This window comes from Streptomyces sp. NPDC049915, assembly GCF_040656475.1.
In the GTDB taxonomy this organism is placed as follows: Bacteria; Actinomycetota; Actinomycetes; order Streptomycetales; family Streptomycetaceae; genus Streptomyces.
Window position 1 is genome coordinate 408,981 of the sequence record NZ_JBFAMH010000005.1, and the last position, 13,013, is coordinate 421,993.

The window sequence follows — 13,013 nt, forward strand, 5'->3', positions numbered from 1 at the left end:
GTTTCGATGCGCAGCCTGTGCGGGCTGGGCACGCGCCGGGGGCCAGGGGTCGGGCCCGTCGGCGTGCCGTCGGGAACGAGCTTCTCAGATGATGGGGGGCCGGCCCAGCCGGGTCAGCCGCCACACGGTACGCCACCGCATGGGCCGGCGGGGACCGCACGCGGTGGCCCAGCCCTCGCGGAAGCCGCCGAACCAGGCCTTCAGCGCGGACCGGGAGGGACGGCGGGCCAGCGTGAGCAGCAGCCAGACCCCGAGATAGACCGGGACGAGGGCGGCGGGCAGGTTGCGGCGGGCCAGCCAGACGCGGTTGCGGGCGACCATGCGGTGGTAGACCGCGTGCCGCGAGGGTGCGGTCGTCGGGTGGTACAGCACCATGTCGGACCGGTAGTCGATCATCCAGCCCGCGTCCAGGGCCCGCCAGGCCAGGTCGGTCTCCTCATGGGCGTAGAAGAACGCGTCCGGCAACACGCCGACCTCGGCGAAGACCCGCGTACGGACGGCGTTGGCGCCGCCCAGGAAGGTGGTGACCCGCGAGGAGCGCATCGGGTCCGAGGCGCGCAGCCGCGGCACGTGGCGGCGCTGGGTGACGCCGGTGTCCGGGTCGGCGATGCGGAAGCTGATGATGCCGAGCTTCTCGTCGTCGGCGAACGCCTGGCGGCACAGCTCGGCGGTGTCGGTGCGGGCGAGCAGACCGTCGTCGTCGAGGAAGAGCAGGATGTCGACGTCCCGGCCGCCGGGCCCGAACGCCTCGATGCCGACGTTGCGGCCGCCGGGGATGCCGAGGTTCTCCGGCAGCTCGATGGTGCGCGCGCCCGCGGGGACGTCCGGTACCGGCGAGCCGTTGCCGACGACGACCACCTCGACCCGGTCGCCGTCCTGCTTGGCGACCGAGTCGAGCAGCGCGCGCAGCTCGTCGGGGCGGTTGCCCATGGTGATAACGACCGCGCCGACCTTCAGTGAGGCGCTCATTTCAACCTGCTGGAGGCGAGGACGGACACCAGGTGCAGCACGGTCTGCAGCAGCGCGATCCCGGCGAGCACGGCGGTGCCGAGGCGGGTGAAGAACAGGTCGCCGCGGGCCTGGTCGACGATCGCCAGCACAAGGATCAGCAGGGACGCCTCGATGCCGAGGATCAGCCGGTGGAACTTCAGCGCCGCGGCGGCCTTGCGGGCCAGCGCCATCCCGGAGGAGCGCGGCTCGGATGCCGCCTCCTTGACCGGCGGCAGCCCTGCCTGATGGCGGGCGACGCCGACCAGGTCGGTCTCGGCCTTGATCAGGATCGCGCCGAGCGCGGCGAGGGTGCCGAGGAACGCCCACAGCCAGTCGATACGGCCGCTGCCGAACAGGTCGGCGGCGCGCAGCCCGAGGCCGGCCAGCACGGCGGCGTCGGTGAGGTAGGCGCCGACCCGGTCCAGGTAGACCCCGCCGAGGGAGTACTGCTGCTTCCAGCGGGCGATCTCGCCGTCGACGCAGTCCAGCAGCAGGTACAGCTGGACCGCCACCACGCCGAGGACCGCGCCGGGGATCCCGGGCACCAGCAGCGCCGGGGCCGCGAGCACGCCGCAGACGGTCATCAGGTAGGTGAGCTGGTTGGGGGTGACCCTGGTGTTCACCAGGTAGCGGTCGATCCGCAGGGACACCTCACGCATGTAGAGGCGGCCCGCCCAGTGCTCACCGCTGCGCCGGTCCTTGACCCCGGCGGGGTGCACGACCGGGCGGAGTTCAGCTACCGATGGCCTTGACATAGTCGGCGTAGACGTCCTTGATCTGTTCGGTCGTGAGGTCGAGGTGTTCGAGGATCGTGTAGCGGCCGGGCCGGGTCTCCGGGGCGAACTCCACGACCTTGACGAACTCCTCGGTCGTGAAGCCGATCTCGGCGGGCAGCACCGGCAGCCCGTGCCGGCGCAGCACCTGGGCCATGTGGGCCGACGCCTCGTGCGCGCCGCGCAGGTACATCGCGAAGCTCGCGCCGAGACCGCACTGCTCGCCGTGGCTGGCGGCCCGCTTGGGGTAGAGCAGGTCGAAGGCGTGGTTGATCTCGTGGCAGGCGCCGGAGGACGGCCGCGAGTCGCCCGAGACGGACATGGCGATGCCGCTGAGGACCAGCGCCTCGGCGAGCACCTGCAGGAAGTCGTTGTCGCCGATGCCGCCGGGGTGGCGCAGCACCGCCTCGCCCGCCTGCCGGGCCATGGCCGCGGCCAGGCCGTCGATCTTCTCGCCGTTGACCCGGTTGGCCAGCTCCCAGTCCGCGATGGCGGAGATGTTGGAGATGGCGTCGCCGATGCCGGAGCGCACGAAGCGGGCCGGGGCGTCGCGGATGACGTCCAGGTCGATGACGACCGCGATCGGGTTCGGCACACCGTAGGAGCCGCGGCCGGCGTCGTTGTCGAGGGTGGCGACCGGGGAGCACAGGCCGTCGTGCGCGAGGTTGGTCGGCACGGCGACCAGCGGCAGGCCGACGCGTGCCGCGGCGAACTTGGCGCAGTCGATGATCTTGCCGCCACCGAGGCCGACGACCGCGTCGTAGCGGCCCGCCTTCATGTCGCCGGCCAGCCGGATCGCGTCGTCCAGGGTGCCGCCGCCGACCTCGTACCAGGTGGCGCCGGGCAGGGTGGGCGCGATGCGCTCGCGCAGCCGGGCGCCGGAGCCGTTGCTGACGGCGACGGCGAGCCGCCCGGAGTGCGAGATCCGCTCGTCGGCGAGGACGCCCGCCAGGTCGTCGAGGGCACCCGGGCGGATGTCCACGACGACCGGGGTGGGGATCAGCCGGGTCAGTACTGGCACGCGATCACACGCCCCTTGGCGAGGTCGTCGTGGTTGTCGATCTCGACCCACTTGACGTCGCCGATCGGCGCCACGTCGATCTGGAAGCCGCGGTTGACGAGCTCCTGGTAGCCGTCCTCGTAGTACAGCTGCGGGTCGCGCTCGAAGGTGGCCTTCAGCGCGTCGGCCAGCTCGGCGGCCGCGTCGCCCTCGATGAGGGTGACGCCGATGTACTCGCCGGTCGCCTCGGCCGGGTCCATCAGCTTGGTGATCTTCTGGACGCCCTTGGCGGGGTCGACGACGACCTTCATCTCCTCGTCGGCGAGGGACTTCACGGTGTCCAGGGCGAGGATGATCTTCTTGCCCTCGCCGCGGGCCGCGAGCAGGGTCTTCTCGACGGAGACCGGGTGCACGGTGTCGCCGTTGGCGAGGATCACGCCGTCCTTGAGGGCGTCACGGCCGCACCACAGGGAGTAGGCGTTGTTCCACTCCTCGGCCTTGTCGTTGTCGATCAGGGTGATCTTCAGGCCGTACTTGGCCTCCAGGGCCTCCCGGCGCTCGTACACGGCCTCCTTGCGGTAGCCGACGATGACCGCGACCTCGGTGAGCCCCACCTCGGCGAAGTTGCCGAGGGTGAGGTCCAGGACGGTGAGGCTGTCCTCGGCGCCCTCGGGCCCGACCGGCACCAGCGCCTTGGGCAGGGTGTCGGTGTAGGGGCGCAGACGCCGTCCGGCGCCGGCCGCCAGCACGAGGCCGATCATGCGGATTCTCCTTCGTCGTGTACGGCGGGTGCGCCGCCCTGATGGGCGGACACCCAGAAGCGGATGCTCTCGACGAGCACCAGCAGGGCGATGATCACGGCCAGAGCCGTGAGCGCGACCTTGAACTGCGAGGCGGTGAGCAGCGCGGCCAGTACGGCGACGAGCAGCGTCCGCCCCTCCTGTCCCCCGGTGACGCGCACCAGCCAGGCAGGGGGCGCGCCGGCGTCGCCGCGGATGCGGTACACCGTGTCGTAGTGATGGTAGGCGACGGCCGCCACCAGCCCGAAAGCCGCCGGAAGTGCCCCGTTCACGTCGGCTTTCGCGGCCAGCGCGAGCACGGTGACGTATTCGGCGGCGCGGAACAGCGGGGGGACGAGCCAGTCGAGCGGGCCGGTGAGCGGGCGGGCGACGGCGAGCGCGGAGGTCAGGACGTAGCCGGCGGCCGCGAGGGCGGGCCACACGCTGCCGTAGCCGGTCAGCGCCGAGACGGCCACGACCGCCGCGCCGCCCAGCAGGGCCGCGGCGGGGACGGCGAAGCCGGGCAGCCGCCCCGGCAGCACACGGGCGAGGCCGAGGGCGAGCGGCCCGGAGTCGGCCAGGTCCGCGAGCGAGCGCGCCGCGCGGTCGGTGCGGCGCCGGCTCCTGCGGGCCAGGGACCGCAGCACCCGGCCGGCCGTGGTGTAGACGGAGGCGAAGGCGCAGCCGATGAGCAGGGCGTAGAAGGTGATGCGCGGGGTGGTCGCGGCGGTGAGGACCGCGATCATGGCCCACCGCTCGCCGATGGGCAGGATGATCATGCGGCGCACCCACAGCGTCCAGCCGACGCCGTCGAGCCGGTCGGTGGGGGCGGCGGGCCCGGCCGGCCCGGCTCCGGCCGTGGCGGGGACCGCGTCGTCGGTGGCCTCGTGGAAGGCGAAGTCGACCATGTGCCGGCCGGTCTGCAGGATCATCGCACCGAGCGCCAGCGCCCATACGTCGTCGCCGCCGCGGGCCGCGCCGAGGGCGAGCCCGGCGTAGTAGGCGTACTCCTTGGCCCGGTCGAAGGTGGCGTCCAGCCAGGCGCCGAGCGTGGAGTACTGCAGGGAGTAGCGGGCGAGCTGGCCGTCGGTGCAGTCGAGCACGAACGAGGCGATGAGCAGGACGGCGGCCGCGACGAAGCCGCCGCGGGTGCCGGTGGCCGCGCAGCCGGCGGCGATCAGGGCGGTGAGCAGGGAGGCGGTGGTGACCTGGTTCGGGGTGAGTCCGCGCCGGGCGCACCAGCGGGCGAGGTAGCGCGAGTACGGGCTGATGAAGAAGGTCGTGAAGAAGCCGTCGCCGGCCTTCACGGCCGACTTCAGGCGTACGGCCTCCTCGTCGACGGCGGCGACGGCCTGCCGGGCCTCGTTACGGGCCTGCGGGTCGTCCGGTACGGCCGCGACGAGGCTGCCGAGCGCGGGGCGGTGGACGTCGGTGCCCTCGGCGTCGAGGGCGGCGGTGACGCGGTCGGCGAGACCGGCGACGGCGGTGTGGGTGGTGCCCTGGGTGTCGCCGGACGCGGAGGTCTCCCGGGCCATCGCCCGAGTGAGGGCCTGGCGGCCGGTGGGCCGGGCGGTGACGGCACCGGGGATCGCGGCGAGCGGGAAGCGGGGGTCGGTCAGGCCGAGGCGCAGGGCGTGCAGGTGGCCGACGAAACGGGTGTCGACGACGGCGACGCGCTGGTCACCGGGGACCGCGGCGAGCAGGGACTCGGCGTCGGCGGCGTCGGCGGCGAGTCGCACCTCGAAGCCCAGCGCCCGCAGGTCGTCCTCGATCGACGCTCCGGGGACCGGCTGGCCGGTGAGGATGGCGGTCGGCAACCGAACTCACTCCCTGGACACCGGCGCGTCGGGCGCCGGTCGTGTGCATGGTGGGGGGGCGCCGCTGGCTGCACCAGGCGGGCGGCATGTCGGCAGAGGCTATCGGATGCCGCGAAGCGCGTGTTCACCGCCCGTTAAACACCTGCTCGACGCGGACTGCACCGCCCTTTGCCGCGGTCATCATCGGTGATCACACCCCCACCCCACAAACCGCCCCCGACAGAGGCCGCATCGGGGGACATACCGGCGGGCGGCTCTGCGGGGCTCTCGGGGGCGCTGTGTCCCTGTCCGGCGTGGCGGCTGCCCGGGAGACCGGCGTGGCAGCTGGCCGGGAGCGGGCCGGAGCCTGGGCCGGGCGCCTGAGCCGGGGCCTGGGCAGGGCCTCGTCTCCTGTATCTCGGCGATGGACACGGGGGGCCGAGGTGGAGCGGGCCTCGCGCGGCGCCAAGAGGCGGGACCCCGTAGCGGGGGGGGCGCGAGGCACACGCCGGGTGGCGGAAGAGGCCGGTCCGGCGGCGTGCAGGGCAGGCCGGGAGCAGCACCAGGCGGCGGTCCCAGGCCCACGGGACCGCATGCACGGCGGAGCCGGAACCGCCCGCCTGATGGCAGGGCGAGGCCGCCCGGCGGGATGCAGGGCGGGGCCGCCCGGCGGGATGCAGGGCGGGGCGTAAGCCGCACCGGGCGCGGCCCCGGGCGGCGGCCCCGGGTCCACAGGACCCCATGCACTGTGGGCGGAACCGCCCGCCTGATGGCAGGGCGAGGCCGCTCGGCGGCATGCAGGGGGCGGAAGCCGCACACCGGGTGGCGGGCCGGGACCACGGGGCGCCTGCCCGGCGGGGCGGGAGCCACGCGCCAGGCGGCGGGCGGCAGGCCAGGGCCGTGGGGGCCCGCGTGCCGAGGACCATGCCGTCCGCTCCCGGGGCGGTGGGGCTGGGTCTGGCGGCCCGGTGTCTCGCTGGCCGAGCAATCGGCGCCGGCCACCGTCCCTCTCCCCACCGGCCCGCCCCCCGACGCGGACCGCGGAGCCCGGCCCGCGCGTCGCCCACCTCACCCGATCCCCGACCGCCCCTGGCCCGCCGGGCTCGCGCGGCCACCGGTGCGCGCCGCAACCCGCCCCCGGCGGAGCAACCCGCAACGCCCTGCCCTGGTCCCTCCCCCCGCCGGGCTCGCGCGGCCCCCAGCCCGCCGCAGCCCTCCCCCCTACAGAGCCGCCCCCACCACCCTGACCCGGTCCCTCCCCCGCCGGGCTCGACACCCCCGGCGCCCGCAGCCCGCTCCCCCGGCGGAGCAGCCCGCAACGTCCTGACCTGGGGTTCGTTTGTGCAGGTCAGGGCACATGACAACGGTGTTCAATGCCGCGTTGCCCGATACCCCCCACCCGTAGTTGACTGGGGGCCCGGGCGTTCAACAGGAGGAGTTTCATGGGGGCTGGGCACGACCACGCGCACGGTCACGGCGGGCATGCGCACACCGCCGGGACGGCCACCGCGGCGTACCGCGGGCGGCTGCGCGCCGCGCTGGGGATCACGCTCACCGTGATGGTGGTCGAGATCGTCGGCGGCCTGCTGGCCGACTCCCTCGCGCTGGTCGCCGACGCCGCGCACATGGCCACCGACGCCCTCGGGCTCGGCATGGCCCTGCTGGCGATCCACTTCGCGAACCGTCCGCCGAGCGAGCGCCGCACCTTCGGCCTGGCCCGCGCCGAGATCCTCGCCGCGCTCGCCAACTGTCTGCTGTTGCTCGGCGTGGGCGGCTACGTGCTCATCGAGGCGATCCAGCGCTTCGTCACCCCCGCCGCCACCGAGGGCGGCCTGACCATCGTCTTCGGTCTGGTCGGCCTCGTCGCCAACAGCGTCTCGCTCGTGCTGCTGATGCGCGGCCAGGCGGAGAGCCTCAACGTGCGTGGCGCCTTCCTCGAGGTCGCAGCGGACGCGCTCGGCTCGGTCGCGGTGATCATCGCCGCGGGCGTGATCCTGCTCACCGGCTGGCAGGCCGCCGACCCGATCGCCTCCCTGGTCATCGCCGTGATGATCGTCCCGCGGACCGTCAAGCTGCTGCGCGAGACCCTGGACGTGCTGCTGGAGTCGGCGCCGAAGGGCGTGGACATGGCGGAGGTGCGGATGCACATCCTGGCCCTGGACGGCGTGGAGGACGTCCATGACCTGCACGCCTGGACGATCACCTCCGGCCTGCCGGTGCTGTCCGCGCACGTCGTGGTCAGCACCGAGGTCCTCAGCGCGATCGGCCACGAGAAGATGCTGCACGAGCTGCAGGAGTGCCTCGGCGGCCACTTCGACGTCGAGCACTGCACCTTCCAGCTGGAGCCGGGCGGCCACGCGGAGCACGAAGCGCATCTGTGCCACTGAGCGCCCCCGCCGTCACCTCCCGCTCACCCGGAAAGGACGGTTCCGCAGTCGTCGCCCCGGGCAACATCAACCACCGGGCCCCCTTCCGGTGACCGGACGGCCACGGCCGCGGTCCGCGTCGGCGCGGGACATGCGGGCGCGCCGCCAAGCGCCGGGAGTGCCGGATGCGTACGGCAGACTGGGGCCGTAGGACGATGCGAAGGATGGGTATGCCGATCACACCTGCCACTGCGACGCGCACCTCGTCGTCGAACGGCGCCGCGGACGCGATTTTGCTGGAACTGGTCGACGAGAACGGCGTGACGATCGGCACCGAGGAAAAGCTCGCCGCCCATCAGGCTCCCGGGCAGCTGCACCGGGCGTTCTCCGTGTTCCTCTTCGACGAGACCGGCCGGCTGCTGCTCCAGCAGCGGGCGCTGGGCAAGTACCACTCCCCGGGCGTCTGGTCGAACACCTGCTGCGGCCACCCCTACCCCGGTGAGGCGCCCTTCGCCGCCGCCGCCCGGCGCACCCACGAGGAGCTCGGCGTGTCCCCGTCACTGCTCGCCGAGGCCGGCACGGTGCGCTACAACCACCCGGACCCGGCATCGGGCCTGGTGGAGCAGGAGTACAACCACTTGTTCGTCGGGCTCGTGCAGTCCGCGCTGCGTCCGGACCCGGAGGAGGTCGGCGCGACGGCCTTCGTGACCGCCGCCGAGCTGGCCGAGCGCCACGCGCGGGACACGTTCTCCGCTTGGTTCATGACCGTCCTGGACGCGGCGCGCCCGGCGATCAGGGAGCTGACGGGCCCGGGCGCGGGCTGGTGAGCGCCGCCCCGGTCCGGTGGGCGCAGGCCGCCGGGCCGGTCGAGGCACGTTACGGCACGCGCGCGGGCGCGAGCGGCAGGGCCGCCCAGATCACCTTGCCGCCGCTCGCGGTGTGCTCCACTTCGCACACCCCTCCCGCCTCGCGCGTGATCTCGCGGACCAGCAGCAGCCCGCGCCCGCCGAGCTGCCCGTGGTCGGCCTCCAGGGCGGTGGGGCGGTAAGGGTGGTTGTCCTCCACGGACACCCGCACCCATTCGGCGCCGACCGCCACCTCCACGGCGAGCATCGGCGACAGCAGCGCCGCGTGCCGGACGGCGTTGGTCACCAGCTCCGAGACGATCAGCAGCAGTCCCTGCAGCAGGTCGGAGGAGACCGGGACGCCCTGGCGGTACAGCAGGTCCCGCACGGCGTGCCGGGCCTGCGGTACGGAGGCGTCGACAGCGGGGGCGGTGAACCGCCACACGCCCTCGTACGGCAGCGGGCCCCGTCTCGCCGGGTCGGCGGGGGCCTCCGCGCCGCCCGCGGGGCGTGGGGCGGACCCGCGCCCTTGATCGTCCATCGTCCGGTCGCCACCCTTGCGCTCGATTGTCACCACACGTCGAGTGTTGAGAACGCGTCGCTCCCCTCCGCACACCTGACCAGAAGTAGGCACATATCGAGCGTTCGTGACCGTTGGCGTATGACACGGTCAGATGTGGGACTGCTCGTGTCGACGTCGTGCCGCCTTCCGGAACTCTTCGGGTTGTACGGGTTCGGTGGGAACCGTTGCGTCCGGTCCGGCGTCGGCCGTCCCCCGGTCGTCTTCGCCCAGCGTGGGACGTTTCACCTTCCGTCGGTGGGCGGTCTCACTCCCGGCGCCGCCCGGGGGTCCGGCGGCGCCGATAGCATCCGGCCCATGGAGCCCGAGCTGCTGCACAGCGTCACCGACGCGGTCGCCACCGTCGTCATCCGCCATCCGGCCAAGCGCAACGCCATGACGGCGGCGATGTGGCAGGCGCTGCCGCCGCTGCTGGACACCCTGGCCGCCGATCCGGACGTGCGCGTCCTGGTGCTGACCGGCGAGGGCGGCACCTTCTGCGCGGGCGCCGACATCTCCACGCTCCAGGGCTCCCCCGAGGAGGCCCAGCGCCTGGCGGTACTCGCCGAGGAGGCCCTGGCCGCGTTTCCCAAGCCGACGCTGGCCGCGGTGCGGGGCCACTGCGTGGGCGGCGGCGCCCAGCTGGCGGCGGCCTGCGATCTGCGGTTCGCGGAGCAGGGAGCGCTGTTCGGGGTGACCCCAGCGAAGCTCGGGATCGTCTACCCGGCCTCCGCCACCCGCCGGCTGACCGCGCTGGTCGGCCCGGCGACCACGAAGTACCTGCTGTTCTCCGGTGAGTTGATCGACGCCGAACGGGCCCTGCGCACCGGCCTGGTCGACGAACTGCTGCCCGAGGGGGAACTGGACAAGCGGGTCGCCGAGTTCACCCGCGTCCTGGCCGCCCGCTCGCAGCTCACGCAGGCCGCCGCCAAGGAGTTCGCGAACGGCCGCACCGACCGCGAGGACCACTGGGCGCGGCAGGCGCGCGGCAGCGGCGACACCACGGAGGGCGTCGCCGCGTTCCTGGAGCGCCGCGCGCCGCGCTTCACCTGGACTACGTCAGACTGAACCGGCTCGCGGTGCGGAACTCCTCGACGAGGTGCGCGGGCGCCTTCTCGGGCGACCCCGCGTCGTAGGGCGGCTGCGGGTCGTACTCGGTCAGCAGTTGCACTGCCTGGGCGTGCTCGTCGCCGGCGATCCGGCCGACCAGGGCGAGCGCCATGTCGATGCCGGAGGAGACCCCGGCGGCGGTGACGTACTTGCCGTCGAAGACCACCCGCTGCCCGGTGGGCTCGGCGCCGTACTGCCGCAGCAGGTCCAGCGCGGCCCAGTGGCTCGTGGCGCGCCGGCCGCGCAGCAGGCCGGCGGCGCCCACCAGCAGCGACCCGGAGCACACGGAGGTCGTCCAGGTGCTCGTCGCGTCGGCCGTGCGCAGCCACTCGGCCAGGGCCTCGTTCTCCGCCTGCGCGAAGGTGCCGGGGCCGCCCGCCAACACCACGATGTCGGGGCTGGGCACCTCCCGCAGGGCCCGGTCGGCGGTGACGGCGAGGAATCCGGTGTCGGTGCGGACGGCGCCCGGTTCCTCGGCGACGAAGTCGACGTGCGCGTCCGGCAGGCGGCTGAGGATCTCGTAGGGCCCGACGACGTCGAGGGCGGTGAAGCGGTCGTAGACGACCATGGCGATCTGCATGAGGGTCCCTCTCAACGGGTGGGGGCGGGGCGGAAGCGGCGGCGGTACTCCGCCGGGGAGGCGCCGAGGGCCTTGACGAAGGCGCGTCGCATGGCCTCCGGGGTGCCGTAGCCGCTGGCCCGGGCGACCTCCTCCACGCCGTCGCCGGTGTCCTCCAGCAAGCGGCGGGCGTGTTCCAGGCGGACCCGGTCGACGTACCGGCCGGGTGTCGTGCCGGTCTCGGCCCGGAACGCGCGCGTGAAGTGACGCGGCGAGAGCCGGGCGCGCGCCGCGAGCGCCTCCACGCCGAGGTCGTCGTCCGGGTGTTCGGTGATCCACTGCTGGACTTCACGCAGCGGCTCGCGGGAGGCGGTCTGCGCGGCGAGCTGGGCGCTGAACTGCGCCTGGTTGCCGGGCCTGCGCAGGAAGACGACCAGGTGGCGGGCGATGGTGAGCGCCGCGTCCCGGCCGAGGTCCTCCTCGACCAGGGCGAGCGAGAGGTCGATGCCGGAGGTGACGCCGGCGGACGTGCTCACGTGTCCGTCGCGGACGTAGATGGGGTCGGGGTCGACCTGGACGGCGGGGTGGTCCCGGGCGAGCTTGTCGCAGTATGCCCAGTGCGTGGTGGCGCGCCGGCCGTCCAGCAGTCCCGCCCGGGCGAGCAGGATCGCGCCGGTGCACACCGAGACCACCCGCTGCGCACGCGGTCCGTGCCGGCGCAGCCAGTCGACCAGGTGCGGGTCGGGGCTGCGGGTGCCCTGCCCGCCGGGGACGAGCAGGGTGTGCGGGTCGGGCGTGTCCTCCAGCGCCTCGTCCGGTACGAGGAGCAGGCCGCTGGAGGTGCGCACGGGGGCGCGCCCCGGGGAGGCCGTACGCAGGCGGTAGCTGCCCGGGGTCTGTTTCTCCGCGCCGGTGAAGACCTCCAGGGGGCCGGTGACGTCGAGGCTCTGCACGCCGTCGAAGAGCACGAAGAGAACGGTTCGCTGCGCCATGCCGACGATTCTTCGGGAGCCGCGTGATGGCGGCAACGACGAATTTCCCACCTTTTCTGCCATCGCGGGCGGTGAGTGAGGTCCGGGGACTGGAGGAGATACCGACCGGTCGGTAACGTGCGCGCATGACTACCGCCGTCCTCGCGCCGGCCGCCGCTGCCACAACGCGCTCAACACGCTGCACGCCATGCACTACTTCGCGCCCGAACTGGGCAAGGAACTCGGCGCGCTGGGGATCACGCACCCCCGCGCGGTCAACTTCGCCGTCCGGTCGGCGGCGCTCGGGCCGGTGGGCGCCGGCACCGTCGCCGCGGCCTTCTACAACTACCGGTACGGCCTGGTCGCCGAGCACGTGCCCGCGGTGTGGGCGACGGCCGCGCCGGCCGATGTGCTCGCGGCACGCACGCGTGCCGTCGACGGATCGCTGCGCCGCCTGCTGGGCGAGGAGGCGATCGCGTCAAAGGAGATGGCCGAGGCGGCACGGCTGGCGCTGCGGGCCGCGCAGGCCTGTTCCCGCCCCGGGCGGCCGCTGTACTCCGCCCACGCCGACCTGCCGGTGCCCGAGGAGCCGCACCTGGCGTTCTGGCAGGCGGCGACGCTGCTGCGCGAGCACCGGGGCGACGGGCACCTCGCCGTACTGCTGGCGGCCGAGCTGGACGGTCTCGAGGCCCTGGTGACGCACACCGCGACGGGCAAAGGCATGACCCCGGCCTGGGTGTTCACCACACGCGGCTGGACGCGCGCGGACTGGGACGCGGCCCGGGCGCGGCTGCGCGAGCGCGGTCTGCTCGACGCGTCGGGGGAACTGACCGAGCAGGGCGTGGCGCTGCGCGCGGACATCGAGGAGCAGACGGACCGGCTGGACCGGGCGCCGTACGAGCACCTGGGCGCGGAGGACGTCGCGCGGCTCACGGACCTCGCCGGCACCTTCGCCCGCACCGCCGCCCTCGCGGGGGCCTTCCCGGCGGACCTGGTCGGCAAGGGCTGAGCCCCTGGTCCGGCGAGTGCCGAGCCGCCGGCCCGGGCATGGGAGCACAGCGGCGCGGTACCCGGTCCGGGACAGCAACCCGGACGAACAAAGGGGATCCACGTGTTGCGTGCGATCGCAGACGTTCTGCGCCAGACCGGCTCGGCGGTGGCCACGGTGGTGACCCTGCCGTTCCGCGCGGTGGCCCGCCTGTTCGGCGGCGCCTCGAGCACGGCCCGAGGACATGGGGCCTGAGCCCAGGGGGCGGGGCGGGCCG

Annotated in this window: 13 protein-coding genes; 5 read left to right on the plus strand and 8 right to left on the minus strand. The window is 73.9% G+C overall.

Features of this window, described 5'->3' with window-relative positions; all coding sequences use genetic code 11:
* Positions 1–84: 84 nt before the first annotated feature.
* Genes AB0J12_RS11700 through AB0J12_RS11720 form a run of 5 tightly spaced genes read right to left on the minus strand, consistent with a single transcriptional unit; the run spans position 85 to position 5,359 of the window.
* Positions 85–969, minus strand: coding sequence for a glycosyltransferase (locus tag AB0J12_RS11700; RefSeq protein ID WP_363264081.1), 885 nt, complete (start codon positions 967–969; stop codon positions 85–87).
* Entirely contained in the window at positions 966–1,745 is a 780-nt protein-coding gene (locus AB0J12_RS11705; RefSeq protein ID WP_363264082.1) for a CDP-alcohol phosphatidyltransferase family protein, read from the minus strand. Before AB0J12_RS11705 ends, AB0J12_RS11700 begins: the two co-directional genes overlap by 4 nt.
* Entirely contained in the window at positions 1,723–2,784 is a 1,062-nt protein-coding gene (locus tag AB0J12_RS11710; RefSeq protein ID WP_363264083.1) for an iron-containing alcohol dehydrogenase family protein, read from the minus strand. Before AB0J12_RS11710 ends, AB0J12_RS11705 begins: the two co-directional genes overlap by 23 nt.
* A complete protein-coding gene (locus tag AB0J12_RS11715) occupies positions 2,772–3,524 on the minus strand; it encodes a phosphocholine cytidylyltransferase family protein (protein ID WP_363264084.1) in 753 nt (250 codons plus the stop codon). Before AB0J12_RS11715 ends, AB0J12_RS11710 begins: the two co-directional genes overlap by 13 nt.
* Complete coding sequence (locus AB0J12_RS11720; RefSeq protein ID WP_363264085.1) at positions 3,521–5,359, minus strand: DUF5941 domain-containing protein; 1,839 nt, start codon at positions 5,357–5,359, stop codon at positions 3,521–3,523. The genes AB0J12_RS11715 and AB0J12_RS11720 overlap by 4 nt, the downstream gene beginning before the upstream one ends.
* Before the next feature lie 1,421 nt (positions 5,360–6,780).
* Here AB0J12_RS11720 and AB0J12_RS11725 point away from each other — a divergent pair.
* Both AB0J12_RS11725 and idi read left to right on the plus strand, forming a co-directional pair.
* A complete protein-coding gene (locus tag AB0J12_RS11725) occupies positions 6,781–7,725 on the plus strand; it encodes a cation diffusion facilitator family transporter (RefSeq protein WP_363264086.1) in 945 nt (314 codons plus the stop codon).
* Positions 7,726–7,934: 209 nt separating this feature from the next.
* On the plus strand, positions 7,935–8,531 hold the full coding sequence (idi, locus tag AB0J12_RS11730) for an isopentenyl-diphosphate Delta-isomerase (RefSeq protein ID WP_363264087.1): 597 nt from the start codon (positions 7,935–7,937) through the stop codon (positions 8,529–8,531).
* A 49-nt stretch (positions 8,532–8,580) separates the two neighbouring features.
* On the opposite strand, the gene AB0J12_RS11735 is transcribed toward idi, so the two are convergent.
* Positions 8,581–9,090 (minus strand): ATP-binding protein, encoded by a 510-nt coding sequence (locus AB0J12_RS11735; protein WP_363264180.1) that lies wholly within the window; start codon positions 9,088–9,090, stop codon positions 8,581–8,583.
* Positions 9,091–9,426: 336 nt separating this feature from the next.
* On the opposite strand from AB0J12_RS11735, the gene AB0J12_RS11740 reads away from it, so the two are divergent.
* Positions 9,427–10,176, plus strand: a complete 750-nt coding sequence (locus tag AB0J12_RS11740; RefSeq protein ID WP_363264088.1) for an enoyl-CoA hydratase/isomerase family protein — start codon at positions 9,427–9,429, stop codon at positions 10,174–10,176.
* On the opposite strand, the gene AB0J12_RS11745 is transcribed toward AB0J12_RS11740, so the two are convergent.
* On the minus strand, positions 10,163–10,798 hold the full coding sequence (locus AB0J12_RS11745; RefSeq protein WP_363264089.1) for a DJ-1/PfpI family protein: 636 nt from the start codon (positions 10,796–10,798) through the stop codon (positions 10,163–10,165). The genes AB0J12_RS11740 and AB0J12_RS11745 overlap by 14 nt on opposite strands.
* An 11-nt stretch (positions 10,799–10,809) precedes the next feature.
* A complete protein-coding gene (locus tag AB0J12_RS11750; protein ID WP_363264090.1) occupies positions 10,810–11,769 on the minus strand; it encodes a GlxA family transcriptional regulator in 960 nt (319 codons plus the stop codon).
* 187 nt (positions 11,770–11,956) lie between these two features.
* On the opposite strand from AB0J12_RS11750, the gene AB0J12_RS11755 reads away from it, so the two are divergent.
* Both AB0J12_RS11755 and AB0J12_RS11760 read left to right on the plus strand, forming a co-directional pair.
* Positions 11,957–12,757, plus strand: coding sequence for a hypothetical protein (locus AB0J12_RS11755; protein WP_363264091.1), 801 nt, complete (start codon positions 11,957–11,959; stop codon positions 12,755–12,757).
* A 102-nt stretch (positions 12,758–12,859) separates the two neighbouring features.
* A complete protein-coding gene (locus AB0J12_RS11760; RefSeq protein ID WP_363264092.1) occupies positions 12,860–12,991 on the plus strand; it encodes an LPFR motif small protein in 132 nt (43 codons plus the stop codon).
* Positions 12,992–13,013 lie beyond the last annotated feature (22 nt).

Coding starts and splice junctions, on each gene's coding strand:
- AB0J12_RS11700 (WP_363264081.1), bottom strand. CDS start 969: ATGAGCGCCTCACTGAAGGTCGGCGCGGTCGTTATCACCATGGGCAAC.
- AB0J12_RS11705 (WP_363264082.1), bottom strand. CDS start 1,745: ATGTCAAGGCCATCGGTAGCTGAACTCCGCCCGGTCGTGCACCCCGCC.
- AB0J12_RS11715 (WP_363264084.1), bottom strand. CDS start 3,524: ATGATCGGCCTCGTGCTGGCGGCCGGCGCCGGACGGCGTCTGCGCCCC.
- AB0J12_RS11725 (WP_363264086.1), top strand. CDS start 6,781: ATGGGGGCTGGGCACGACCACGCGCACGGTCACGGCGGGCATGCGCAC.
- idi (WP_363264087.1), top strand. CDS start 7,935: ATGCCGATCACACCTGCCACTGCGACGCGCACCTCGTCGTCGAACGGC.
- AB0J12_RS11735 (WP_363264180.1), bottom strand. CDS start 9,090: ATGGACGATCAAGGGCGCGGGTCCGCCCCACGCCCCGCGGGCGGCGCG.
- AB0J12_RS11740 (WP_363264088.1), top strand. CDS start 9,427: ATGGAGCCCGAGCTGCTGCACAGCGTCACCGACGCGGTCGCCACCGTC.
- AB0J12_RS11745 (WP_363264089.1), bottom strand. CDS start 10,798: ATGCAGATCGCCATGGTCGTCTACGACCGCTTCACCGCCCTCGACGTC.
- AB0J12_RS11750 (WP_363264090.1), bottom strand. CDS start 11,769: ATGGCGCAGCGAACCGTTCTCTTCGTGCTCTTCGACGGCGTGCAGAGC.
- AB0J12_RS11755 (WP_363264091.1), top strand. CDS start 11,957: ATGCACTACTTCGCGCCCGAACTGGGCAAGGAACTCGGCGCGCTGGGG.